We start from the raw sequence: 23,469 nt of genomic DNA, 5'->3' as shown, positions 1-23,469 counted from the left end.
CTCCCCATCAACTACTGCCGGGGCCGCTGAGCAGTGCGGCCCGGGCTTCGAGCAGCTCATCGGCCAGTTCCAGGCCGAGCTGCTCTGCGGCGGTCGTCTCACCAGTGGCGGAGGCGCGGACCAGAACGTCGTCGTCTGTCGCCACCACTCCACGCACGGACAGGCGCAGCGCCACGCGCCCGTCGTCGTCGAGGTCCTCCACCACCTCGGCCAGCGCACCGACCGGCGCGTGGCAACCGGCTTCGAGCCGGGCCAGCACGGCGCGTTCGGCGGCAACCGCGGCGCGGCTGGCCTGATCGTCCAAAACGGACTGCAGCAGGTGCTCTGTGTCCACGTCTTCGACGCGGCATTCCACTGCGAGCGCGCCCTGGGCGGGCGCGGGCAGCATCTGCAGCGGATCGAGCGTTTCCGTGATCACCGAAAGCCGGCCCACCCGGGCCAGCCCGGCGCGGGCGAGGACGACGGCGTCCAGCTCGCCGTCGGTCACCTTGCGCATTCGGGTGTCCACATTGCCGCGGATGCCGCGCACCTCCAGCCCCAGGCCTGCGGCCCGGAGCTGACTGGCGCGGCGCGGCGAACCGGTGCCCACAACGGACCCCGGGGGCAGTTCGCCGAGCGTCAGACCGTCCCGTGCCACCAGCGCGTCCCTCGGGTCCTCCCGGACCGGGACGGCGGCCAGCGACAACCGGGGGTCCGGTTCGGTCGGCAGGTCTTTGTAGGAGTGGATCGCGACGTCGACCTCGTCGGCCGCGAGCGCCTCGCGCAGCGCCGAGGTGAACACGCCGACACCGATCTCGGCGATCGGGGCCATCGACTTGTCACCGGGGGTCGCGACGGTCACCAGCTGGGTCGGGTAACCGGCCGCCTCCAGCTGCTCGGCGACCCACGTGCTCTGCGCCATCGCCAGCGCGCTGCCCCGGGTGCCGATGCGGAGGGTCTTGTTCAACGGTCCTCACCGTCCTGTTCCGCTCGTCCGCGCAGCAGCGCCTGGGCGACCGTGACACCGCCGGGGAGGTTCTCCTCGGCCTGCGGGGTGCCGATCACCGCAGCGGCCTGCGGGTCGAGCTCGAAGAGTTCGCGGAGGGCGTCGGCGTAGCCGGAACCGCCCGGCTGCGACGCGAGTTGCTTGACGCGCACGGTCGGCGAGTGCAGCAGCTTGTCCACCACGCGGCGGACGGTGCGGCTGAGCTCCTCGCGGGTCGGGGCGTCGATGTCGGGCAGCCGCGAGTCCAGCCGCAGCAGCTCGCTGTCGACGACCTCGGCGGCGCGCTTGCGGAGCGCGGTGACCGTGGGGGTCACCTCGGCCGAGCGCTGCGCGGCGAGGTAGCCGCGCACCTCCTCGGCGACGATCTCGGCGGCCCGGTCGGACTCGTTGCCGCCCTGCTTGGCCGACAGCCGCTGCTGCAGGCTCGCCAGGTCGACGACGGTGACGCCGGGCAGGTCGCCGACCTCGGCGGCGACGTCGCGCGGCAGACCGAGGTCGCAGCACAGCAGCGGACGGTCGTCGCGGACGGTCAGCGCGGCCGACACGACCTCCTCGGTCACCACCGCACCGACCGCGCCGGTGCAGGCCACGACCAGGTCGGCGGCGGCGATCGCCTCGGCCAGGCCGGACAGGTCCGCGGTCCCGGCGTCCACGCCGTCGGCGCGCAGCGACTCGGCCAGCCGCTCGCCGTTGGCGGCGGTGCGGTTGGCGATGACGATGCGGCCGATGCCGGCGCGCTTGAGCTGCGCGGCGGTCAGGCCGCCCATCGAGCCCGCGCCGACCAGCAGCGCGTTCTTGCCCGCGAGCCCGTCGAGCGCGATCTCGGCGTCGGCCAGGGCCTCGGAGACGACCGAGGCGCCCTCGTTGTCGATGCCGGTCTCGCTGTGCACCCGCTTGCCGACGCGCAGCGCCTGCTGGGCCAGCTCGTGCAGCGTCTTGCCGACGGTGCCGCGCTCGTCGGCGGTGCCGTAGGCCTGGCGCAGCTGGCCGAGGATCTGGGCCTCGCCGACGACCATCGAGTCCAGCCCGGACGACACCGAGAACAGGTGCTCGACGGCGGCACCGGCGTAGTAGACGTAGAGGTGGTCGGCCAGCTCGGCGACCTCGGCGCCGGAGTGCCGCGACAGCACTGCCGTCACGTCGTCCAGGCCGCCGTGGAAGGTCTCGGCCAGCGCGTAGATCTCGACCCGGTTGCAGGTGGAGATCACGAACGCCTCGGCGATGTGCTCGCGGAGCACGAGCTCGTCGAGGATCTTGTTGATGTCCCCGCCACTGATGGCGACCCGCTCCAGGACCCGGACCGGGGCGCTGTGGTGGGAAATCCCGACGGTGAGCAGGTTCACAGCCGTTCCACCATCCTGTTCGCCGAATCGATCTCGCCCGGGAGCCCTGCGCCGCCGCCCGGCGGACCGGCCCCGTTGACCTGGCCGGACGCGACCTGACCGGACGCGGCTTCGCCGGAGGCGGCCGCTTCCTGCTGCCGCCGGGCCACGTGGAACGACAGGATCTGCATCTCCACCGCCAAGTCGACCTTGCGCACCTCGACGTGCTCGGGAACCTGCAGCACGACCGGGGCGAAGTTCAGGATGCACGTGACGCCGCCCGCCACCAGGCGGTCGCAGACCTCCTGCGCGCCCTGGGTGGGGGTGGCGATGACGCCGATGGTGACCTCGCGCTGGGAGCACACGTCGACGATGTCGTCGATGTGGCTGACAGGGATGCCGCCGACCGGCACGCCGACCAGGTCGTCGTCGAGGTCGAACAGCGCCGACACCGGGAAACCGCGGCCGGGGAACCCGCCGTAGTTGGCCAGCGCGTGGCCGAGGTTGCCGATCCCGACCACGGCGACGCTGTGCTTGCGGGTCAGGCCGAGCGTCCGCTCGATCTGACCGATCAGCACCTCGACCTCGTAGCCGACGCCGCGGGTGCCGTAGGAGCCGATGTAGGAGAGGTCCTTGCGCAGCTTGGCGGAGTTCACGCCCGCCGCGGTGGCCAGCTCCTCGCTGGAGACAGTGGTGATGTCCTGCTCGGCGAGCGAGGACAGGGCGCGCAGGTAGACCGCGAGCCGGGCGACGGCCGCCTCCGGGATGGAGCGGGCGCGCTCGCGAGCGGCCGGGACCTCGATGGCCGCCCCATTGGTCTGGTCGCCAGTGGTCTGGTCGCCGTTGTTCTGGCTCCCGTTGGTGCCGGCGGCGTCGGTCGCGTCGGCGTCCGGGGTCCGCGGGGACGCAGCGGTCCGGGCAGAGCTCTGCCCGTCTCCTTCTGGCACGTCCGCTCCTTGGGCCGTCACGCTGGATCTCCCTCGCCTGCTGGTGGTCTGCCCCTCGGGCGGCATCGAGGTGGGACGAACACCGGGGAAGCGGTGAGACCGAACCACCTGATCCGCTGATCCGCGCCGGAGATTCCGGCGGGGAGTTCCGGCGGCACGACCCTTACACCGTAGCCATTTGTGAATGCATGCACAAAGTCGGCGGGGGCCGCAGCACCGGAGGCGCAAACCTTCCCCGCCATCATTGCGGATACCCCCCTGAAGTGCCAAAACGGGTGGTACAGGGCACGTGACGGGGCTCGCGGGCTCCGAATCGGGGCTAGTCGCCCAGCGCTCGGCGGAGGCGTTCTTCCTCGACCTTCCAGAAACCGTGCTCGGCTCCATCGATCAAGATCACCGGGACCCGGTCGCCGTACTCGGCGCGCAGCTCCGAGTCGCCGTCGACGTCGATGACCGACCACGGGACCCCCAGCTCATCGCAGATCCGGCGCACGTCGGAGATCGCGTCGACGCAGGAGTGGCAGCCCTCGCGGGAGATCACGGTGACCTCGTGCACGTCGCCTCCTCGGCGGGTCGTTCGAAAAAAATCCGCGACTCCAACGTACTCAGCCCGCGACCGGGCGGAGACCGGGCTCACTGGCGCGATCGTCCTGCTCACGTGGCCAAAATCACCCGGCGTGATCGGGCTCATCTCGCCGGGGAGCCACGCAACGCGACCGGACCGTCACCGCAATGAACTACCTACTTCTGAGTAACAACACGTATGCTGCTGCTCCAACGCCCACTTCGGTGGGAGGTCGGCCAGTCGAGTGAAGGCCCGATCGAGCGGTACCGGCGCAACCCGTCGGCCCTGATCGGTCCCCGGATCAGGTGTCCGTCACGGGCACGACGACATGGTTGCCGGCGCGGTGCGTCCCCGTACCACCGCCAGTCGGCGAAGCCAACGAAGGCAGGAGGTCGCCGGAGATGAGCAGCCCCGAGACGCTCGCACCCCCCGCCCCCGACACCGCAGGCCGCACTCACCACGTGCGGTCACGGCCTGTGAGTTCACCGAGCACGCCCGACGCCTGGTCGGAGATCGCGGACACCGTCCTGGACAACTGCGTCCCCGACAGCTGGGCCTACGTCAGCGCGGCCCAGCAGGGCGACAACGACGCCTTCGGCAGGCTCTACGACGAGTACTCGCAGACCGTCTACCGGTACGTGCTGTTCCGGGTCAGCGATCACTGCCTGGCCGAGGACATCACCAGCGAGACGTTCCTGCGGGCGCTGCGGCGCATCGCCTCGATCAGCTACCAGGGCCGCGACGTGGCCGCCTGGTTCATCACCATCGCCAAGAACCTCATCCTCGACCACATCAAGTCGAGCCGGAACCGGCTGGAGATCCCCACCTCGGAGGTCACCGACCACCTGCCCGCCAAGGGCTCGCACGTCGGACCCGAGCACCAGGTGCTGCTCGACGCCACCAACAGCGAGCTGCTGCAGTGCATCCGCCAGCTCAACCCCGACCAGCGGGAATGCATCCGGCTGCGGTTCCTGCAGGACCTCTCGGTGACCGAGACCGCCGTGGCGATGCAACGGAACGAGGGCGCCGTCAAGGCCCTGCAGCACCGCGCGGTCCGCCGACTGGCCCAACTCCTGCCCGACGATCTCCGCTAGCCCTCAGGAGATCGCGCTCCCTCCGCTCGGCGGTGCGGGTGGGGTCGCGAGACAGCTCACCGAGAAGAAAAAGCGGCTCCGCCGCTTCGACACGATCAAGGTTCTTGCCGTTCCCGGCGTAGGTGCGCAATCGTGGCGCGGGCGAGGTCTTAAGCTAGGAGGACGCCGACCCGGACGGCATCCTCGGAGCGGGTCGGATCGGACCACGGACTTCGCACATCACCACTCCGGAGGAACCCGGGAGGCGCGGCGGTGCCGACACGGCAGGGCTCGGCCGATGACGCGGACCACAACGGCATGCGCACGTCCAGCACAGAGCAGATCGACAGCGCGAAGGTAGCGGGTCGCGCCTCAGCGGAGGCCGCGGTCGCCGCTGCCCCGGTCCAGGACGGCACGCTCACGACGCCGCCCGACCTGACCGCGGCGGCGTTCTTCGACGTCGACAACACGATGATGATGGGCGCCTCGCTGTTCCACTTCGCCCGAGGTCTGGCCGCCCGCAAGTTCTTCAACGCCGGTGACCTGGCCGGATTCGCCTGGCAGCAGCTCAAGTTCCGCATCGGCGGGCGGGAGAACCCGCAGGACATCCAGGCCAGCCGGGAGCAGGCGCTGTCGTTCGTGGCCGGGCGCAGCGTCGAGGAGCTGGTGAACCTCAGCGAGGAGATCTACGACGAGCTGATGGCCGACCGGATCTGGGCGGGCACCCGCGCGCTCGCGCAGATGCACCTCGACGCCGGTCAGCGGGTCTGGCTGGTGACCGCGACCCCGGTCGAGCTGGCCTCGATCATCGCGCGGCGGCTGGGCCTGACCGGCGCGCTGGGCACGGTGTCGGAGAGCGAGAACGGGATCTACACCGGCCGGCTCGTCGGCGAGATGCTGCACGGTCGCGCCAAGGCGCACGCGGTCCGCGCGATCGCCGCCAGCGAGGGCCTGGACCTGCGGCGCTGCACCGCCTACTCGGACTCGGCCAACGACATCCCGATGCTGTCCGTGGTGGGCACGGCCGTCGCGGTGAACCCGGACCAGCGGCTCCGCGAGATCGCGCGCGCCCGCGAGTGGGAGGTCCGCGACTTCCGCACCGGCCGCAAGGCCGTCCGCATCGGCCTCAACTCCATGCTCGGCGCGGGAGCGGCGGCCGGAGCGGTCGCAGCGGGCATGGCCTACCGCCGCCGCGACCGCTCCTGAGCTCAACCGGAGATGTCGACCATCCAGTTGATGCCGAACCTGTCGGTGCACATGCCGAACTCGTCGCCCCACATCTGCTTCTCCAGCGGGACGTGGACCTGGCCGCCCTCGGAGAGCTTCGCGAAGTAGCCGCGGAGGGCGTCGCCGTCGGTCGCTTCGCCGCTGATGCTGATCGAGAAGTTGCTGCCGGGCTGCGGTGTCATGTCCGGCGGCGCGTCGGCCGCCATGATCGTGAACCCGAGCTCGGAGATCAGGTTCCCGTGCATGATCTTGTCCGCGAGCGGGCCGTCGGCCTGACCGAACTGGCCGTAGGTGTTCAGCGCCAGGTCACCGCCGAGCACCGAGCGGTAGAACTCCAACGCCTGCCGGGCGTCGCCGTTGAACTGCAGGTACGGGTTGAGCTTCGCCGCCACCGGAATCGCCTCCAGTAGTAGGGGTGCGGACGGGCCGGCGCGGCGGCATCCCCGCCCGTCGCGCCGGCCAGCTACATCCTGAACATCCGGTGGCGCCCCCTGCATGCCCGATGGGGCGGGATCATCAGACCGGGTGGATATCAGCCGAGGAAGACGTTCGTGCGCTGGGACAGCAGGCGGTAGAGGGTCTGCTGGATGATCTCGCGGACCTGGTCGGAGAGGCTGAACACCAGCATCGGGTCGTCGGCCGCGCCCTCCGGGTAGCCGCTGGTCTCGATCGGCTCGCCGAACTCGATGTACCACTTCGACGGCAGCGGGACCGCGCCCAGCGGGCCGAAGTGCGGGAACAGCGGGGTCACCGGGAAGTACGGCAGCCCCAGCAGGCGGGCGAGCGGCTTGAGATCGGCCAGCTTCGGGTAGATCTCCTCGGCGCCGACGATCGCGCACGGGATGATCGGCGCCCCGGTGCGCAGGGCGGCCGACACGAAGCCGCCGCGGCCGAACCGCTGCAGCTTGTAGCGGTCCTTGAACGGTTTGCCGATGCCCTTGAAGCCCTCCGGCCAGACGCCGACGAGCTCGCCGTTGGTCAGCAGCCGCTCGGCGTCGGGGTTGCAGGCCAGCGTGTGCCCGGCCTTGCGGGCCAGCGGCCCCAGCACCGGCATCCGGAACACCAGGTCCGCGCCCAGCATCCGCAGGTGCCGCTCGGCCGGGTGGTGGTCGTGCACGGCGATGGTGGTCATCAGCGCGTCCCACGGCAGCGTGCCGGAGTGGTTGGCGACCAGCAGCGCCCCGGTCTCGGGCACGTTGTGCGCGCCGATGGTCTCCACCCGGAACCACTTCTCGTAGAAGGGGCGGATCAGGCGCAGCAGCACCTCGTCGGTGAGCTCCTCGTCGAAGCCGAACTCGTCGACCTGGTAGTCGCCGAGCAGGCGGCGGCGGGCGAAGGCGAGCACGTCGATGACGGACTCCTCCCACCCCGGTTCCTCGGGGACGGGCGGGATCCGGTCGCCGTCCTCCGGTCGCAGCGGGATCACCTGCGCATCGGCCATCGCGCCTCCGTCTCTCACCGCAGTCTGGAAAGCAGTTCCCCGGCGCGCCGTTCCAGCGCCATGATGTTGTCCGGCTCCACCACGGGGCGGAGTCCGCGACCGCGCACGAAGTCGTCGAACGCCTGCTGGGTGGTCCAGCGCGGGGTGTACCCGAAGGTCTCACGGAGACGTGTGGCGTCCACCACCCGGCCGAAGTTGAGGAAGCGCAGCTGCTCCGGGGAGAAGTCGACCAGCCGGGCGCTGCGGAACAGCTGCGTCACGGCCGGGACGGACATGCTCGGCAGCGGCAGCGCCACCCGGCCCGCGCGGCGGATCGCCTGGGACAGCATCAGCACCCCGTCTCCGGCGACGTTGTAGACGCCGGTCTTGTCCCCGAGCGTCGCGCGCTCCAGCACGGCCAGCGCGTCCTCGGAGTGCAGCAGCTGGAAGCGCGCGTCGAAGCCGAGGACGGTGGGCACCACCGGGAGCATGAAGTAGCGGGCCAGCATCGCGTCGATGCGCGGGCCGATCAGGTTGGAGAACCGCAGCGTGGTGATGTCCACGTCGGGCCTGCGGCGGCCGAAACCCCGCACGTAGCCCTCGATCTCGACCGCGTCCTTGGCGTAGCCGGACGAGGGCAGGTCCTTGGGCTCGACGTCCTCGGTGAACACGGCGGGATCCCGCGAGCTCGACCCGTAGACGGCGCAGGTGGAGCGCACCACGACCTTGCGGACCCGGGGAGACTGCTGGCAGGCGGCGAGCAGCTGCATGCTGCCGATGACGTTCATCTCCTTGAGCGTCGCGCGCCCGCCCGGACCCGTGTGCGTGTTGATCGCCGCGTGCACCACGGTGTCCACCCCGGCGTTGTTGATGACCTTGCTGATCAGCGGGTTCCGGATGTCGGCGCGCACGAACTCGGTGCGCCCCATCCGCCGCAGCAGGTCGCGACCGGGTTGGACGGTGTCGACCCCCAGCACCCGGTCGATCGCCGGGTTCGCCGCCAGCCGCGCCGCCAGGTGTCCGCCCAGGAAGCGGCTCACACCCGTCACCAGCACGACGTTCGGCCCCATTAGTCACCCCGCGCAGTCGAAGGAGTGCCGCCCGAGATCGATGCTACAGGCGCACCCGCCCCCGACCGGGTTGACCGGGCGTTACCAAGCGGGGTCGTGCAAGAAAAACCGCCGTCGACTCCAGTGGTCGACGGCGGTTCTCACATCACTTGCCCAACTTGCGACGCTGGACGCGCGTCTTGCGAAGCAGCTTGCGGTGCTTCTTCTTGGACATACGCTTGCGGCGCTTCTTGATGACCGAGCCCATGCGGACTCCTTCACTCTTGACGGCGGTTCGAACGTCTTCCGTGCCGGAGCAGCTGCCAGGAGCGCGTCAGGCACGACCAACCCAAAACTTTACCCGCCCTGGTCTCGGGGCTGCCGCCGTGGTCCGGCAAGCGCGATTCGATCACCCCCGGGCGCACCTGGGGGTGATCATCGCGGTCGGCTCATCCCGCGTCGTAGTAGGCGTGCTCGAGGTAGGCGTGGACGTCCTTCTCGGCGACCCGGAACGAGCGCCCCACCCGCGCCGCGGGCAGCTCACCGGCGTGCACGAGCCGGTAGACGGTCATCTTCGAGACCCGCATCAGCTTGGCCACCTCGGCGACGGTGAGGAACCGCACCTGACCCATGTTGGGAGGCGCCTGCTGGCTGGGTTCGGAGTTCGCAGACATGCTTCACCGTGCCCTTCGCACGTGTCGCCCCCGGCGGCTTCCCCTCCGCCGGAAACCTCACGCACGTGCTCCACCGAGACTAACGGGACACAGCGAGATTGTTGAGTTGACTTTTTTGCGAGGGGCGGTACGTGCTCACTCTGCTTGGCGGTGCCAGTAGCGGAACCTGAGCGCCTCCGTGGACTCCGTGCGCCGCTCCTTATGTATGCCGATACACGGCGTCACGGCGTACTCGCCACGAAGGCGCCCAGAACCCGCGGCGGTGCCGGTTGCTCAGGTGGGGTAAGGAGAAAGCACCTCCGGTGCTTGCCTGACGTCAGTGCTCCTCGTGGGCCTTGCCGAGCTCTACCGAGCGGTCTCGGGCCGCTTCGATGGCGTCGATGAGGGCTGCGCGGACTCCGTGCTTCTCCAGTTCGCGGATTCCCGCGATCGTGGTGCCCGCCGGGGAGGTGACCGCCTCGCGGAGCATCACCGGGTGGCCGTCGCCCTCGCGGAGCATGGCGGCCGCCCCGACCGCGGACTGGACGATGAGGTCGGCGGCCGTGGCGCGCGGGATGCCCAGCAGGATCCCGGCGTCGATCATGGCCTCGACCAGGTAGAAGAAGTACGCCGGACCCGATCCGGACAGCGCGGTGACCGCGTCCTGCTGGCTCTCCGGGACCCGGGCGACCTTGCCGACGCTGCCCAGCAGCTCCTCGACCAGGTCCAGGTGGTGCTCCTCGGCGTGCGCACCGCCGGAGATGGCGGCCATCGCCTCGCCGACCAGCATCGGCGTGTTCGGCATGACCCGCACGACCGCCGTGCCCTCCGGCAACCGGCGCTCGAACAGCTTCGTCGGCAGGCCCGCGCACAGCGAGACGACCAGCTTGCCCGACGGGATCTTCGGCGCCACCTCGTCCAGCAGCGGCTCGATGTCCTGCGGCTTGACCGCGACCACGATGACGTCCGCGCGCTCCACCGCCGCGGGCACGTCCACGTGCGAGATGCCGTAGGTCTTGGTCAGCTCCTCGGCCCGGGTCGGGAAGCGCTCGGTGAACAGCAGGTCGGACGGGGCCCGGCCTGCCTTGATCAGGCCCGAGAGCAGGGCTTCTCCGATCTTCCCGGCTCCGAGCACGGCGATGGTCGTCATGCGCCTCAGGGTGCCAGACCACGCTGCGTGTCGAGCCCTCCCGTTGACCTGACCTGGAAGATACTGTGTCTTGCACCACAACCGAAGGTCTTTCACCCCGCCACACCGAGCGATCCCCACCCGAAGGAGCTTCGACCATGTTGAGCACGATGAACGACGGCCCCCTCTCGATCGCCCGGATCCTGCGGCAGGGCTCCGGCCCGCACGGCGCCTCCGCCGAGGTCGTCACCTGGACCGGGGACGGGGCTCGGCGCAGCGACTACGCCGAGGTCGGCCGGGACGCCGCTCGCCTGGCCCACGCCCTGCGCGGCCTCGGCGTCACCGGTGACCACCGCGTCGGCACGTTCATGTGGAACAACGCCGAGCACCTCGCCGCGTACCTCGCGGTGCCGTCGATGGGCGCGGTGCTGCACACCCTCAACATCCGCCTGTTCCCGGAGCAGGTCGTCTACGTCGCCAACCACGCCGAGGACCACGTGGTGCTGGTCGACCGCACGCTGCTGCCGCTGTTCGGGAAGCTGCTGCCGGACATGAAGACCGTCCGGCACGTCGTCGTGGTCGGCGGTGACGCGGCGGCGCTGGAGGCCCCGCCCGGGGTCGAGGTGCACGGCTACGCCGAGCTCCTCGCCGGGCAGCCCGACGAGTTCGACTGGCCCGAGCTGGACGAGCGCTCGGCGGCGGCCATGTGCTACACGTCCGGGACCACCGCCAACCCCAAGGGCGTCGTCTACTCGCACCGCTCGATCTACCTGCACTCGATGCAGGTCTGCATGACCGACGGCATGGGCCTGCGGCAGGGCGACCGGGGCCTGGCGGTCGTGCCGATGTTCCACGCGATGTCGTGGGGCCTGCCCTACGCGGCGTTCATGGTCGGCGCCTCGATGATCATGCCGGACCGGTTCCTGCAGCCCGAGCCGCTGGTGACGATGATGGCCGCCGAGCGCCCGACGATGGCGGCCGCGGTGCCCACGATCTGGCAGGGCGTGCTCGCCGAGCTCGACGCGAACCCGCGCGACATCTCCTCGATGCACGAGGTCGTGATCGGCGGATCGGCCTGCCCGCCCGCGATGATGCGGACCTTCCAGGAGCGCTACGGCATCACCGTCGTGCACGCCTGGGGCATGACCGAGACGTCCCCGCTGGGCAGCCTCGCCCGGCCGCCGGCCGCGGCCACCGGCGAGGACGTGTGGGCCTACCGGGAGAGCCAGGGCCGGCTGCCCGCCTCGGTGGAGGGGCGGCTGGTCGGCGACGACGGCCGGATCCTGCAGTGGGACGGGCAGAGCGTCGGTGAGCTGGAGGTTCGCGGCCCGTGGGTGGCCAAGGCCTACTACGGCGACGACGACCCGGAGAAGTTCCACGACGGCTGGCTGCGCACCGGTGATGTCGGGTTCCTGACGCCGGAGGGCTTCCTGCACCTGACCGACCGGGCCAAGGACGTGATCAAGTCCGGCGGCGAGTGGATCTCCTCGGTGGAGCTGGAGAACCAGGTCATGGCCCATCCGGCGGTGGCCGAGGCGATGGTCATCGGCGTCCCCGACGAGAAGTGGTCGGAGCGCCCGCTGGTGGCGGTGGTGCTGCGCGAGGGTCAGACCGCCGACGCCGCCGAGCTCCGCGAGTTCCTCACCGGCTCGGTCGCGAACTGGCAGCTCCCGGAGTACTGGACCTTCATCACCGAGGCCCCCAAGACCAGCGTCGGCAAGTTCGACAAGAAGCGCCTCCGCCAGCACCACGCCGAAGGCGCTCTCGACGTCATCCACCTCACCTGACCCGCGCACCCGGGGAGGGACCCGATTTCAACGGAAGTCGTGGACCTGATTTCCATTGAAATCGGGGTCCCCGGTCAGTCCGGGTGCACCGGTCAGGAGGGGGAGAGGGCGAGTTGGCGGGATTGGCAGATGAGGCGGCCCACCGAGTCGACGACCTGGACGTCCTCGTCGAACCACTGGCCGTGGACGGCGCGGCAGTCGACGAACATCCGCAGCCAGCCGTTGGCCGGGTGCGCGCGCAGGTAGGCGGTCAGCTGGACCGTGGGGGCCCAGCCGAAGCGGCCCAGGTTCAGCGTCACCGGGACGGTGAGGTCACCCGCGACCAGGCCGAACAGCAGGTCCGGGTGGCCGTCGCGCGGTTTGACCCACATCCGGTAGCGGGGCTCGCCGGTGCCGCCGTTGAGGAACTCGGCGTTGTTCGGGTCCAGCCGCATGTCGCAGACCTCTGCGAGGTGGAAGAACCGCGTCGACTGGCTCAGGTCGACGGCGTCCGGCGGCGGGTTCACCGGCATCGACGGCAGGTCCGACCACTCCGGTTCGGCCGCGGGCATCCGCCCGGCGGTGACCGTGGCGTCGACGCACACCTGCCCGCGCTGCTCCAGGGACGCGCGCACGACGGTGACGGTCTTGCCGGTCTTGAGCGGTTGCAGCCGGATCATCACCGGACCGACGCGCGGCGGCCGCAGGTACTGCGCGCTGATCGACAGCGGTTCCAACCCGGTGCCGTCGCAGACCGCTCTGGTGAGCAGTGCCAGCAGGTAGCCGCCGTGCGGGTTGTCCCCGACAGCCCAGTCGGGGTGGAGGTTCGCGACGTAACTGCCGTCGCCGAGCGAACGCACCGAGGTGGCCGCGGAGAACGAGTCCTGGACCTCGGTCACGTGGGGTCCACCGGTCGAAAGCCCACTGCGCGCAACGAGTTCATGATCGAGGATTCTAATGACCGCCGCCGAAGTTGATCATCAGGCGTCGGTTAGCGGCCCTAAGTGCCCAGCGGTTCGAGGTGCAGACGGGCGAAGAGCAGGGCTTCGGCCAGGAGATCGGCTCGTTGCTGGGGATTCTTGGCCTTGCGGGTGTTGACCTCCAGCACGACCGAGCCCTCGTAGCCGTCGGCCGCCAGCGCCTCGCACACCTCGGCGCACGGCTGGCTCCCCTGACCCGGCAGCAGGTGCTCGTCGTGCGCTGCCCCGGTGCCGTCGGCCAGGTGCACGTGGGCGAGCCCGCTGCTCATCCGCTTGAGCAGCTCGATCGCGTCGACGTGCGCGGCTGCCGCGTGCGAGAGGTCCAGGGTGTAGTTCCGGAAGCCCACGTCGGTCGGGTCCGGCGAGGGCTTGAACGCCGACAGCCCGCCGTTGCCCTTGGCCCCGGACGACCGGGCGGTGCGCAGCCGGTTCAGCGAGTTCGGCGGGCGCAGCGGGAACATGTTCTCCACCGCGATCTTGATGCCGCTGGTCTCCTCCAGCTCCTCCACCAGTTCCGGGAACGCCTCGGCGTAGCGGCGCTGCCAGCGGAACGGCGGGTGCACCACGACCGTCGAGGCACCCAGCTCGGAGGCCGCCACCACGGCCTTGCGCAGCCGCTCCTCGGGTTCCGGCGACCACACGCGCTGCGTGATCAGCAGGCAGGGCGCGTGCACGGCCAGGACCGGGACCCCGTGCTGCTGGGACAGGCGGCTCAGCGCCTTGACGTCCTGGCTGACCGCGTCGGCCCAGACCATCACCTCGACCCCGTCGAAACCGAGGTCCGCCGACATCTCGAAGGCCGCGCGCGCCGGCTGCGGCCACACCGAGGCGCTGGACAGCCCCACCGGTATCCGGTCGGGGGCGTCCTGCCGCTCGGGTCGGGTTGGTTGTCCAGTCATCTCGTACCAAGCATGACCGACGGTCGTGGAGCGGTTGCGCAGCGGTCTGGCGTCCGGACGTTCACATCACCTGTCCGAGCCAACACCGACGACCTCTCATTGGTTGATCAGCAGCAGCGCCGCGGGCGACACCGTGCAGAACAGGCCCACCAGCACCGACAGCAGGATGGTCTGCAGATCGTTGGTGCGGAAGAACTTCCACGCAACGAGCACCAAAAGGCCGGTGAACACCAGTGCCGCGCCGAACGCGGCGATCGTCGCGTTGATCCACAACCAGCGGAAGCCGACCCACACCGCACCGCCGCCGACCAGGCCGAGGACGCCCTGCAGGGCCAGCGTGCCCCACTCCTTGCCCGCCGACGGCGGCCGGTCGCCCTCGTCCGGGTCGTAGTCGTCGTCGAGCCCGGCGGGCGCCGAGAGGTCGTAGTCCTCGTCGTAGGACTGGTCGTACGGCTGCTCGTAGGGGGCCTGCTCGTAGCCGCCCTCGGCGAGGCTCTGATCGTCGAAGTCGTACGGGTCGGACTCGGGCTCGGCCTGCGCCGGGTAGGCGCCGACGCCGCCGTCGATGCGCGGGAGCTGCTCCGTGAAGCTCTCCGGCAGCTGCGGCGGTCCGGCCGGAGCCATCGGCGGACCGGCAACAGGTCCGGCGGCCGGTCCGGCGGCCGGTCCGGACGGGGGCGGCGCCGGCAGCGCGGGCTGCCGGATCGTCGCCTCGGCGTCGGTGCTCGGCGCGGACGGCGCCGGGGAGGCGGACGCGCCACCGGCGCTGCCGAAGCGCTGCGCCCAGTAGCCGGCGCTGCCGGGCTGCGGCCCGGACTCGGCCGGGGTCTCCGGTGCCGGGCGCGCGGGCGGCTGCGGCGCTGCCGGAGGAGCCTGCGGCGGCTGCTGCGCCGCGGGCGGGGCCGCAGGCGGTGGTACCTGCGACTGAGGCGGCTGAGCCTGAGGTGCCTGTCCCTGGGGGGCCTGGGGTGCCGGGGCCGGAGGTGTCTGCGGCGGCTGCCCGCCGTGCCTGCGGCTCGCCGGGGCCTCCTCGTCCGGGTTGACCGCGCGCATCTGACCGCTGTCCGACAGGACGCGGTTGATGATCTCCTGCGGCGCGGTCTCGGTCGGGTCCTCGGCCTTCCTGCGCCGGCGCCGGGAGCTCTTGTCGGAGCTGCCGCCGTACTCGGCCAGCAGCTCTGCCACGGTGCGCTGGGTGGGCTGGTCCGCCCCGCTGTCCCGACTCATCGTTCCCACCGTGCCCCGTGCCGCGGTTGCAGTCCAGTTCCGTCCACCGGTGCCTCGGTTTCATTCCGTGTCGGGCCGGACGCATTCTCCTGCGCCGGCACGAGCCCGTCCGTGCCCCCCGCACGCACCGGAACGCCGCTCTTGAACGCAGTGTGACTATCTCCGTTGGTGTGGTCCAGCCGCCGAAGGATGACTCCCTCGCGCAGCGCCCACGGGCAGATGTCGAGTTCGGTGACTCCCAGGGCCTTCATCGCGGCCTCGGCGACCAGGGCACCGCCGACGAGCTGGTGCGCCCGAGCCGAACTCACACCGTCGAGTGAAGCCATGTCGTTCGAGGACATGCGGGTGATGAACGCCAGCAGCTGCCGCAACCCCGTGTCGGTGAGCTTGCGCGGCACGCGCTGGCCCGCCGAGGACGGCGCGGAACCGGTCAGCCGGGCCAGCGAGCGGAACGTCTTCGACGTCGCCACCACGCGGTCCGGGCGGGCGAGCTTGCGGAACTTCTTCGCGGTCGGCGCCAGCTGGCCCTCCAGCCACTCGCGCGCCTTCTTGATCTCGTCCTGCTTCGGCGGGTCGTGCAGCATCGTGCGGCTCATCCGGCCAGCGCCCAGCGGCAGCGAGACGGCCAGGTCGGGCTGCTCGTCGATGCCCAGCGCCATCTCCAGCGAACCGCCGCCGATGTCGAGCAGCAGCAGGTTGCCCGCCGACCAGCCGTACCAGCGGCGGGCCGCGAGGAAGGTGTAGCGGGCCTCGTCCTCGCCCGGCAGCACCTCCAGCTCGACGCCGGTCTCGGCGCGCAGCCGGTCCAGGACCTCCACGGCGTTGTCCGCGTCGCGGATCGCCGAGGTCGCGAAGGCCATCAGCTCCTCGCACCCGGCGGCCACGGCCGCTTCCTGCGCGTCGGCGATCGTCCGGATCAGCGCGTCCGCGTCGTCGTCGGCGAGTCGGCCGCCCTGCGCGCCGATCCGCTCGGCGAGTCGCAGGACGGTCTTCTCCGATGTCATCGGGGTCGGATGCGCACCGCGGTGCGCGTCCACCACGAGCAGGTGGACGGTGTTGGATCCGACGTCGAGGACCCCTAGGCGCATGACCGACAAATTACCGGCTGCGCACGTCCCCGGGCTGCAGGTGGGCGGGAAACTGCGTCCCGGAACACTCCCGCCGCACCCGCCACCAGGTCATCAGGGCCCGCCACCAGGTCATCAGCCTCTCGGGGATGCGACCGGTCGCACCCGGCCGGCTCAGGCCTCGAACTTGTAGCCAAGACCACGCACGGTGATCAGGTAGCTCGGGTCCGCAGGGTCCGGTTCGACCTTCGAGCGCAGCCGCTTGACGTGCACGTCCAGGGTCTTGGTGTCGCCGACGTAGTCCGCGCCCCAGACCCGGTCGATGAGCTGACCGCGGGTGAGCACCCGGCCGACGTTGCGCAGCAGGTACTCCAGCAGGTCGAACTCCTTGAGCGGCAGGTTCACGTCCTCGCCCTCGACGGTGACCACGTGCCGCTCGACGTCCATCCGCACCGGACCGGCCGCCAGCACCTGCGGCTGCAGCTCCTCGGCCTCGCCGCGGCGGCGCAGCACCGCCCGCACCCGGGCGATGAGCTCGCGCGCCGAGTAGGGCTTGGTGACGTAGTCGTCCGCGCCCAGCTCCAGGCCCACGACCTTGTCGATCTCGCTGTCGCGCGCGGTCACCATGATCACCGGCACGGCGGAGCGCTGCCGCAGCTGCTTGCACACGTCGGTGCCGCTCATCCCGGGCAGCATCAGGTCCAGCAGCACGATGTCCGCGCCGTTGCGGTCGAACTCGTCCAGGGCATCGGTGCCGTTGGCCGCGACGGCGGCCGTGAAGCCCTCCTTGCGGAGCATGAAGGCAAGCGGGTCGGCGAAGGACTCCTCGTCCTCCACGATCAGCACTCTGGTCACCGGACTCCTCCTGTTTCGACGGTTGTCACGCCGTCCGCACTGTCGGTGGTGGACCGCGCGGCAGGTGCCGCCCGATCGGGTTCGGTGGTCGCCTCGTCGTCGCTCTCGGCAACGCTGTGCCGGGGCACCCGGATGGTGAAGGTGGAGCCCGTCCCCGGCCTGCTCCACAGCTTCACCTCGCCTCCGTGGTTGGCGGCGACGTGCTTGACGATGGCCAGCCCCAAGCCGGTACCGCCGGTGGCCCGCGAGCGCGCGGGGTCCACCCGGAAGAACCGCTCGAACACCCGCTCGTGGTGCTCCGGCTCGATCCCGATGCCGCGGTCGGTGACCGCGATCTCGACGAAGTCCTCGGACAACCGGCGCGAGATCGACACCGGGCTGCCGTGGGGGGAGTAGTTGACCGCGTTGGTGACCAGGTTCGTCAGGGCCGTGACCAGCAGCGCCCGGTCGCCCTCCAGCAGGTAGCCGGACGGTCCGTCCACCGCGATCTCTATCCCGGCGGACTCGGCGGCCAGCCGGGACCGGCCCAGCGCTTCCTCGACCACGTCGTCGACCTCGACCGTGGTCAGCTCGGGCAGCCGCTCGGCGCCCTGCAGCCGCGACAGCGCGATCAGCTCCGAGACCAGCGTTCCCAGGCGCGTGGACTCGTGCAGGATCTTGGTGGAGAAGCGCTTGACCTCGTCGGCGTCGTCGGCGCTGTCCAGCAGAGCCTCGGCCAGCAGCGCCAGCGCGCCCACCGGGGTCTTGAGCTCGTGGCTCACGTTGGCCACGAAGTCGCGCCGGGTCGCCTCCAGGCGCACCGAGTCGGACTGGTCGGCGGCGTCGACGACGGCGAAGCCGTCCCCGAGCGGCCGGACGTCGCCGAGCACCGCGGCCGGGCCGCGGCCGGCCAGCGAGGCGCGCCCGTCCAGCGGGCACAGGTCGACGGTCACCGGCTCGCCGGTGCGCACGGCCTGCTCGGCGGCCTTCTGGGCGCGCGCGTCGGCCCGGTAGTCCTGGATGACGCCCAGCTCGGCGGCGCGCGGGTTGTGCAGCACCACGTCGCCGAAGCGGTTGAGCACGACGACGCCGTTGGTGCTGGTGTGCACCAGGCGCTGCAGGAGTTCGGCGACGGTGGGGCCCTGGGGCTTGGACGTGCGGTAGGGCCGGGGTCCTCTGGCAACCAAGAATCCGCCGACCGCGCCCAGCAGGAGCGCGGCGATGATCAGGGCGGTCCAGCCCAATGCGGTCACGTCTGCATCGTAAGCAAGCTCGGGTGGGCGAATGCCAGTCCACGAGGGCGTTCCGTGACGCCCGTGACACGAATCGGGCGCTTCTTCACCTGTGGTTCACCCCCTGATCGGAGCTGGTTCAGCTACCGCCCGGGCCTCGGTAGCGCTCCGTTCCCCGACTCGGCGACTTCTCGCCACTCGTCACCCACGTGAGCGACGCGTGGAGGGCACCTCGGGAACGTTCCCGAGGTGCCCTCCCCCGCGAAGCCGGTGGTTCAGCGGCCCGCCGGTGGTTCAGCAGCGGGTCAGCGGCCCTGGTTCGCCACGGCCGCGGCGGCAGCGGCGGCGGCCTCCGGGTCGAGGTAGGTGCCGCCCGGGTTGGTGGGCTTGAAGTTCTCGTCGAGGTCGTAGCGCAGCGGGATGCCGGTGGGGATGTTCAGCCCGGCGATGTTCTCGTCCGAGATCCCGTCCAGGTGCTTGACCAGCGCCCGCAGCGAGTTGCCGTGCGCGGCGACCAGCACCGTCTTGCCCGCCTGGAGATCCGGCACGATCGCCGACTCCCAGTACGGCAGCAGCCGGGCCACGACGTCCTTGAGGCACTCGGTCCGCGGCATCTCCGCGCCGAGGTCGGCGTAGCGCGGGTCGGAGTCCTGGCTGAACTCGTCGCCGAGCTCGATCTCCGGCGGCGGGGTGTCGTAGGAGCGGCGCCAGAGCATGAACTGCTCCTCGCCGTAGGCCTCCAGCGTCTGCTTCTTGTTCTTGCCCTGCAGCGCGCCGTAGTGGCGCTCGTTGAGCCGCCAGTCGCGCTTCACCGGGATCCAGTGGCGGTCGGCGCCGTCGAGGGCGATGTTCGCCGTGGAGATCGCGCGCCGCAGCAGCGAGGTGTGCAGCACGTCCGGCAGCACGCCCGCGTCGCGGAGGAGCTCACCGCCGCGCTTGGCCTCGGCCTGGCCCTTGTCCGACAGCGGGACGTCCACCCAGCCGGTGAACAGGTTCTCGGCGTTCCACGTGCTCTCACCGTGCCGCAGCAGCACCAAAGTCGAAGTCATGGCCCCAGGCTATCCGGCCCGTTCCGCAGGGCAGCGGGGTTGTGAGCTTCACCCGAGAGTTACGTGATCCCCGCCCGGCTGTGACACGACAGTGTCGGCCGTCACTTTCCGTGGAAGATATGGCGCCTCCAACCGTGCGTGCTCTAGTTTTCTAGTCGAACATCACACGAATGGAGTAATGCGGCGGCCTTGTGGCAGCTACATAACTCTGCGAAGTTGACAACGCTCTCCTTGATCGGCTCCCACGCACTCCCCGATCTCGCGAGAGCGTGAGCGCGGTTCAGCTCCCCCAACGAGCCGCGCCCCGCCGGGTTCAGGGTGCCCCCCGCCCTCCAGACCCGTCAGGCGGGACCACCGTGGTGGGGCGGCTCGAGCTCGTGACTCCCCCTCTCTCCCGAGCCGCCCCTCCCGTGGTGCGTGGTCCAGTTGCTCAGCGGTGCCAGTGGCGGAACCTGAGCGCCTCCGTGGACTCCGTGCGCCGCTCCTTGAGTATGTGAATACGCGGTGTCCCGGCGTACTCGCCACGAAGGCGCTCAGAACCCGCGGCGGCGCCGGTCGCTCGGGTGGGGTACTGCGAAAGCACCTGCGGTGCTTGCCTGACGTGGACTCTTTCAGTCCTCTTGGTCCACCAGTTGCTTGAAGGGTTGGAGGTTGGCGAGGGACTCGCCCCTGGACTCGCGCCAGGCCCATTCCCTCCTGATGGCAGTGGCGAAGCCGAGTTCCAGGAGGGTGTTGAAGTCCCCGTCGGCCGCTTCGAGGACCTGGCCGAGGATCCTGTCCAGCTCGTCCGGGGTGGTGGCCTGGTGGCTGATGCGGCCCACCAGGTAGATGTCACCGGTCTTGTCGATCGTGTAGTGCACGCCGTAGAGCTTGGCGTTGCGGCGCAGCAGGTAGCGGTAGACGTTCTCGTGGTTCTCGTCCGGCTGCCTGCAGACGAACGCCTCGATGAGCAGGGCGTGCTCGGCGACGATGAGCCAGCAGTTGGTCTGCAGCTTCTTCGTGCCGGGCAGCGTCACGAAGAAGCGCCCCTCGCCCTTGTCCTGGTGGGCGAGCTCGTTGGCCTCCAGCGTGGACGTGATCACCTGTTCCGGGGTCACGCCGTCACCTCCTCGATCCGCAGGCTCCGGTTGAACGCCAGTTTCGCCTGCGCGTAGGTCTCCAGCAGGGACTCCGTCGTGCGCGCCCAGGAGAACGTGCTCGCGTGCTCCCGCGCGCGGGCCGCCAGCCGGTGCCGCAGCTCCGGGTTCAGCAGCACCGAGCCCAGCGCGTCGGCCCACTGCCCGGTGCGGTGGCCGTCGACCAGCACGCCGGACACGTCGTCGGCGACCGCCACCGGGAGGCCGCCGACCGCGGCCGCCACCACCGGCGTGCCGCACGCCTGCGCCTCCAGCGCGACCAGGCCGAACGACTCGTTGTGGCTGGGCACAGCCACGACGTCGGCAGCGCGGTAGAGGCGGGCGAGGTCCGCCCCGCCGCGCGGCGGCAGGAAGCGCACCACGTCGTCGACACCCAGGTCCACCGCCAGCTGCTGCAGGGCCCGGGGCCGCTCCAGACCGCTGCCGGAAGGACCGCCGACGACCAGCACCACCAAGCGCTCGCGCAGCTCCGGACGGCGCCGCAGCAGCTCGGCGGCCGCGCGCAGCAGCACGTCCGGCGCCTTCAGCGGCTGGATCCGTCCGACGAACGCCAGCACCAGCGCGTCGGCGGGAACGCCCAGCTCCTCGCGCGCGGCCGACCCGTCGCCCGGGGTGAAGACCTCCAGGTCCACCCCCGGCGGGATCGTCGCGACCGCGTCCGGATCGGCGTCGTAGCGGTCGATGAGATCGGTGGCCTCGAACTCGGTGTTCGCCACCAGCATGTCGGCCTGATCGACGATCTGCTCCTCGCCCAGCACCCGCACCCGGGGCTCCGGCGAGTCGCCCTCGGCGAGGTTGGCGTTCTTGACCTTGGCCAGCGTGTGCGCGGTGTGCACCAGCGGCACTCCCCAGCGCTCCCGGGCCAGCCAGCCCACCTGGCCGGACAGCCAGTAGTGCGAGTGCACCACGTCGTAGTACCCCGGCTCGTGCCGGGCCTCCACCCGCAGCGCGCCGGCGGCGAACGCGCACAGCTGCGAGGGGAGGTCGTTCTTGTCCAGGCCCTCGAACGGGCCGGCCACCACGTTGCGGACCAGCACGCCCGGTGCCAGCTCCGCGATCGGCGGGATGTCGGAGGAGGTGGCGCGGGTGAAGATCTCCACCTCGGTGCCGAGCTCGGCGAGCCGCCGGGAGGTCTGGGCGATGTAGACGTTCATCCCGCCCGCGTCACCGGTGCCGGGCTGCTCCAGCGGGGAGGTGTGCAACGAGAAGACGGCGGCGCGGCGCGGCCGCATCCGCAAGGTCCTGGAAGTCATCTGCTGCCCATCGCAAGCCGGTGGGCCCGAGTTGTTCGGACCCGATCAACCCCGACACCGCACGCCGCCGAAACATTCCCGTCGACGCGCTGAAACCTCGGAGCCAACCCACGACGCTACCCCCGAGGGGCGGCGAAACCCCCGCTCCGCCGCCCCTCGGTGGCTTCCGTCACAGACCGTCCGCGCTTCCACCGCGGCGCGGTGGGGGTGGGGAAGTTCTCATGAAAACTTCCCCACCCCGGCCTCGATCAGAGAGCGGACTTCGCCTTCCACTGGTCCCAGGTCAAAATCCAGTCGTAGACGTCGTAGCGCGGCTCCATCGAGCTCGCCGAGCCCGTGACCTCGACCGGGTCGCCCAGCAGGGCGCTGTCGTAGTAGGCCTTGGCGTCGGCGGCGTTGAGGTTGATGCAGCCGTGCGAGTTGTTCACCTTGCCCAGCGCGGCGGCGTTCTCCTGGTTCTCGTGGATGAACTCGCCGTGGTTGGAGAAGCGGGCCGCGAAGGTCTTGCGCACGTCGTGGTACCCGTAGCGCGGGTTGTCCATGATCTCGACGGGGTTCTTCTCCATCACGATGTACGTGCCGTTCGGGGTGTTGCGCCCCGGGTCGTACTCCTCGCCGTAGCTGGCCGGGTAGCTGGCCACCTGCTGCCCGTCGCGCATCACGACCATCTGGTGGGTGCCCACCGCGGCCTTGACGATCTGCGCGCGGCCGATGTCGAAATCGCTGGTCAGGTCGGCCAGGCCGTAGGAGCCGTCGCCGTAGGGCACGCCGTAGAGGTCGGCCTTGACGGTGACGTGCGTGTTCGCCGGCCAGTACTCCTTGGGCCGGTAGTCGACCTGCTTGTCCGACAGCCACGCCCACGAGCCCTCGACGGGCGTGGAGGTCTGCACGCTCAGCGCGCGCTCCGCCGCCGCCTTGTCCTTGACCGGCTCGTCGAACTTGACGCTGATCGGCATCGCGATGCCGACCTTCGCGTCGTCGGTCGGGTTGACCGTGGCCCGGACCGTCTTCTTCGGCTGCACCGTGCGGAAGGAGCCCTGCACCGGCGCCTTCCTCCCGTCGGTCCCGACGGCCTGGCCGGACCAGGTGTACTCCTTGCCGTAGCCGAGCGCCTCGGTCGCCTGCCAGCTCGTGCCGTCGGCGGCCAGCTGCCCGGCCACGGCCTTGCCGTCGGCGTTGGTCAGCTGGACGGACTCGAAGCGCCCCTCGCCCACGGAAGCCTTGATCGGAGCGGTCGGACTGACCTCACCCGCACCGGCGCCCGGTTCGAGGTGGACCGCGGCGACCGGCGGAGCGGGCTGGGACTGCTCCTGCGATTGCGCAGAACAGCCCGCGATCAGCAGGACGGCCGCCAACGCCCCCAACAACACGCGCCACGGCAGCCGCATCACACCACTCACTTCGAAGGAATCCTCTCTGAAAATGAAGTCGAAATCGGCAAAAAACGGTCACCGCCGGAAAAAGCGAACGCGCTTCTCTCCAGCCGGCGGTTCTCCTCGCCCCCACCATTAAGACGCGCGACGGCGCGAAAAGATGTCCGGGACGCTTGTGCATCGCATCACAACCGCCGAATGCCGCTCCACCTGCCCCGAAAGGGGGGCATTCGACGCGAAATGGAGTTCGCGCGATTCCCCGGCACAATTCGCGCGAACGGCC

Annotated in this window: 23 protein-coding genes; 3 read left to right on the top strand and 20 right to left on the bottom strand. The window is 70.6% G+C overall.

Features of this window, described 5'->3' with window-relative positions; all coding sequences use genetic code 11:
• Positions 1-7: 7 nt before the first annotated feature.
• The 4 genes from hemC to QFW96_RS21395 all read right to left on the bottom strand — a co-directional run bounded on the left by hemC (position 8) and on the right by QFW96_RS21395 (position 3,810).
• Positions 8-946 (bottom strand): hydroxymethylbilane synthase, encoded by a 939-nt coding sequence (gene hemC / locus QFW96_RS21410; protein ID WP_281457478.1) that lies wholly within the window; start codon positions 944-946, stop codon positions 8-10.
• Positions 943-2,328, bottom strand: a complete 1,386-nt coding sequence (locus QFW96_RS21405; RefSeq protein WP_281457477.1) for a glutamyl-tRNA reductase — start codon at positions 2,326-2,328, stop codon at positions 943-945. Before QFW96_RS21405 ends, hemC begins: the two co-directional genes overlap by 4 nt.
• Positions 2,325-3,320, bottom strand: coding sequence for a redox-sensing transcriptional repressor Rex (locus tag QFW96_RS21400; protein ID WP_425524780.1), 996 nt, complete (start codon positions 3,318-3,320; stop codon positions 2,325-2,327). Before QFW96_RS21400 ends, QFW96_RS21405 begins: the two co-directional genes overlap by 4 nt.
• A gap of 253 nt (positions 3,321-3,573) precedes the next feature.
• The gene (locus QFW96_RS21395; RefSeq protein ID WP_281457475.1) at positions 3,574-3,810 is read right to left on the bottom strand and encodes a glutaredoxin family protein; all 237 of its coding nucleotides are present in this window, start codon (positions 3,808-3,810) and stop codon (positions 3,574-3,576) included.
• 410 nt (positions 3,811-4,220) lie between these two features.
• Here QFW96_RS21395 and QFW96_RS21390 point away from each other — a divergent pair, with 410 nt between their 5' ends.
• On the top strand, positions 4,221-4,913 hold the full coding sequence (locus QFW96_RS21390) for a sigma-70 family RNA polymerase sigma factor (RefSeq protein WP_281457474.1): 693 nt from the start codon (positions 4,221-4,223) through the stop codon (positions 4,911-4,913).
• A 297-nt stretch (positions 4,914-5,210) separates the two neighbouring features.
• Positions 5,211-6,098, top strand: coding sequence for an HAD family hydrolase (locus tag QFW96_RS21385; protein ID WP_281457508.1), 888 nt, complete (start codon positions 5,211-5,213; stop codon positions 6,096-6,098).
• Positions 6,099-6,100: 2 nt separating this feature from the next.
• On the opposite strand, the gene QFW96_RS21380 is transcribed toward QFW96_RS21385, so the two are convergent.
• The 6 genes from QFW96_RS21380 to proC all read right to left on the bottom strand — a co-directional run bounded on the left by QFW96_RS21380 (position 6,101) and on the right by proC (position 10,391).
• Positions 6,101-6,511, bottom strand: coding sequence for a VOC family protein (locus QFW96_RS21380; protein WP_281457473.1), 411 nt, complete (start codon positions 6,509-6,511; stop codon positions 6,101-6,103).
• A 140-nt stretch (positions 6,512-6,651) separates the two neighbouring features.
• Positions 6,652-7,560, bottom strand: a complete 909-nt coding sequence (locus QFW96_RS21375) for a lysophospholipid acyltransferase family protein (RefSeq protein WP_281457472.1) — start codon at positions 7,558-7,560, stop codon at positions 6,652-6,654.
• Positions 7,561-7,574: 14 nt separating this feature from the next.
• Positions 7,575-8,609: an NAD-dependent epimerase/dehydratase family protein gene (locus tag QFW96_RS21370; RefSeq protein WP_281457471.1), complete on the bottom strand. Its 1,035-nt coding sequence runs from the start codon at positions 8,607-8,609 to the stop codon at positions 7,575-7,577.
• Between the two features lie 145 nt (positions 8,610-8,754).
• A complete protein-coding gene (locus QFW96_RS21365) occupies positions 8,755-8,856 on the bottom strand; it encodes a 30S ribosomal protein bS22 (protein WP_010241351.1) in 102 nt (33 codons plus the stop codon).
• 181 nt (positions 8,857-9,037) lie between these two features.
• Complete coding sequence (locus QFW96_RS21360; RefSeq protein ID WP_281457470.1) at positions 9,038-9,262, bottom strand: helix-turn-helix domain-containing protein; 225 nt, start codon at positions 9,260-9,262, stop codon at positions 9,038-9,040.
• 316 nt (positions 9,263-9,578) lie between these two features.
• On the bottom strand, positions 9,579-10,391 hold the full coding sequence (gene proC / locus QFW96_RS21355) for a pyrroline-5-carboxylate reductase (RefSeq protein ID WP_281457469.1): 813 nt from the start codon (positions 10,389-10,391) through the stop codon (positions 9,579-9,581).
• Between the two features lie 137 nt (positions 10,392-10,528).
• On the opposite strand from proC, the gene QFW96_RS21350 reads away from it, so the two are divergent.
• The gene (locus QFW96_RS21350) at positions 10,529-12,157 is read left to right on the top strand and encodes a long-chain fatty acid--CoA ligase (RefSeq protein WP_281457468.1); all 1,629 of its coding nucleotides are present in this window, start codon (positions 10,529-10,531) and stop codon (positions 12,155-12,157) included.
• Between the two features lie 92 nt (positions 12,158-12,249).
• Here QFW96_RS21350 and QFW96_RS21345 read toward each other — a convergent pair whose 3' ends face one another.
• From QFW96_RS21345 to QFW96_RS21300, 10 genes are all read right to left on the bottom strand, one after another.
• Positions 12,250-13,035, bottom strand: a complete 786-nt coding sequence (locus QFW96_RS21345) for a thioesterase family protein (protein WP_281457467.1) — start codon at positions 13,033-13,035, stop codon at positions 12,250-12,252.
• A gap of 101 nt (positions 13,036-13,136) precedes the next feature.
• Entirely contained in the window at positions 13,137-14,015 is an 879-nt protein-coding gene (locus QFW96_RS21340; RefSeq protein ID WP_281457466.1) for a sugar phosphate isomerase/epimerase family protein, read from the bottom strand.
• 96 nt (positions 14,016-14,111) lie between these two features.
• Entirely contained in the window at positions 14,112-15,242 is a 1,131-nt protein-coding gene (locus tag QFW96_RS21335) for a hypothetical protein (protein WP_281457465.1), read from the bottom strand.
• Positions 15,239-16,330, bottom strand: a complete 1,092-nt coding sequence (locus QFW96_RS21330) for a Ppx/GppA family phosphatase (protein WP_281457464.1) — start codon at positions 16,328-16,330, stop codon at positions 15,239-15,241. Before QFW96_RS21330 ends, QFW96_RS21335 begins: the two co-directional genes overlap by 4 nt.
• A 153-nt stretch (positions 16,331-16,483) precedes the next feature.
• Positions 16,484-17,164: a response regulator gene (locus QFW96_RS21325; protein WP_281457463.1), complete on the bottom strand. Its 681-nt coding sequence runs from the start codon at positions 17,162-17,164 to the stop codon at positions 16,484-16,486.
• The gene (locus QFW96_RS21320; RefSeq protein ID WP_281457462.1) at positions 17,161-18,396 is read right to left on the bottom strand and encodes a sensor histidine kinase; all 1,236 of its coding nucleotides are present in this window, start codon (positions 18,394-18,396) and stop codon (positions 17,161-17,163) included. Before QFW96_RS21320 ends, QFW96_RS21325 begins: the two co-directional genes overlap by 4 nt.
• Positions 18,397-18,680: 284 nt before the next feature.
• Positions 18,681-19,424, bottom strand: coding sequence for a phosphoglyceromutase (locus QFW96_RS21315; RefSeq protein WP_281457461.1), 744 nt, complete (start codon positions 19,422-19,424; stop codon positions 18,681-18,683).
• A 611-nt stretch (positions 19,425-20,035) separates the two neighbouring features.
• Positions 20,036-20,521, bottom strand: coding sequence for a type III secretion system chaperone family protein (locus QFW96_RS21310; protein ID WP_281457460.1), 486 nt, complete (start codon positions 20,519-20,521; stop codon positions 20,036-20,038).
• Entirely contained in the window at positions 20,518-21,813 is a 1,296-nt protein-coding gene (mshA, locus tag QFW96_RS21305) for a D-inositol-3-phosphate glycosyltransferase (protein WP_281457459.1), read from the bottom strand. Before mshA ends, QFW96_RS21310 begins: the two co-directional genes overlap by 4 nt.
• Positions 21,814-22,061: 248 nt before the next feature.
• Positions 22,062-23,201 carry a L,D-transpeptidase gene (locus tag QFW96_RS21300; protein WP_425524779.1) on the bottom strand — a complete coding sequence of 380 codons (1,140 nt, stop codon included), beginning with the start codon at positions 23,199-23,201 and terminating at the stop codon, positions 22,062-22,064.
• Positions 23,202-23,469: the final 268 nt, after the last annotated feature.

Origin of the sequence: Saccharopolyspora ipomoeae, assembly GCF_029952525.1 — a bacterium.
Classification (GTDB): Bacteria; Actinomycetota; Actinomycetes; order Mycobacteriales; family Pseudonocardiaceae; genus Saccharopolyspora; species Saccharopolyspora ipomoeae.
This window is presented reverse-complemented; position numbering and strand designations above follow the sequence as displayed.

Bases quoted from the DNA above. Each gene is read 5' to 3' on its own strand.
- QFW96_RS21400 (WP_425524780.1), bottom strand. From the start codon at position 3,320: ATGCCGCCCGAGGGGCAGACCACCAGCAGGCGAGGGAGATCCAGCGTG.
- QFW96_RS21315 (WP_281457461.1), bottom strand. From the start codon at position 19,424: ATGACTTCGACTTTGGTGCTGCTGCGGCACGGTGAGAGCACGTGGAAC.
- QFW96_RS21330 (WP_281457464.1), bottom strand. From the start codon at position 16,330: ATGCGCCTAGGGGTCCTCGACGTCGGATCCAACACCGTCCACCTGCTC.
- QFW96_RS21340 (WP_281457466.1), bottom strand. From the start codon at position 14,015: ATGACTGGACAACCAACCCGACCCGAGCGGCAGGACGCCCCCGACCGG.
- QFW96_RS21385 (WP_281457508.1), top strand. From the start codon at position 5,211: ATGCGCACGTCCAGCACAGAGCAGATCGACAGCGCGAAGGTAGCGGGT.
- QFW96_RS21390 (WP_281457474.1), top strand. From the start codon at position 4,221: ATGAGCAGCCCCGAGACGCTCGCACCCCCCGCCCCCGACACCGCAGGC.
- QFW96_RS21365 (WP_010241351.1), bottom strand. From the start codon at position 8,856: ATGGGCTCGGTCATCAAGAAGCGCCGCAAGCGTATGTCCAAGAAGAAG.
- QFW96_RS21300 (WP_425524779.1), bottom strand. From the start codon at position 23,201: ATGCGGCTGCCGTGGCGCGTGTTGTTGGGGGCGTTGGCGGCCGTCCTG.
- QFW96_RS21350 (WP_281457468.1), top strand. From the start codon at position 10,529: ATGTTGAGCACGATGAACGACGGCCCCCTCTCGATCGCCCGGATCCTG.
- QFW96_RS21375 (WP_281457472.1), bottom strand. From the start codon at position 7,560: ATGGCCGATGCGCAGGTGATCCCGCTGCGACCGGAGGACGGCGACCGG.
- QFW96_RS21360 (WP_281457470.1), bottom strand. From the start codon at position 9,262: ATGTCTGCGAACTCCGAACCCAGCCAGCAGGCGCCTCCCAACATGGGT.
- mshA (WP_281457459.1), bottom strand. From the start codon at position 21,813: ATGACTTCCAGGACCTTGCGGATGCGGCCGCGCCGCGCCGCCGTCTTC.
- QFW96_RS21335 (WP_281457465.1), bottom strand. From the start codon at position 15,242: ATGAGTCGGGACAGCGGGGCGGACCAGCCCACCCAGCGCACCGTGGCA.
- QFW96_RS21370 (WP_281457471.1), bottom strand. From the start codon at position 8,609: ATGGGGCCGAACGTCGTGCTGGTGACGGGTGTGAGCCGCTTCCTGGGC.
- proC (WP_281457469.1), bottom strand. From the start codon at position 10,391: ATGACGACCATCGCCGTGCTCGGAGCCGGGAAGATCGGAGAAGCCCTG.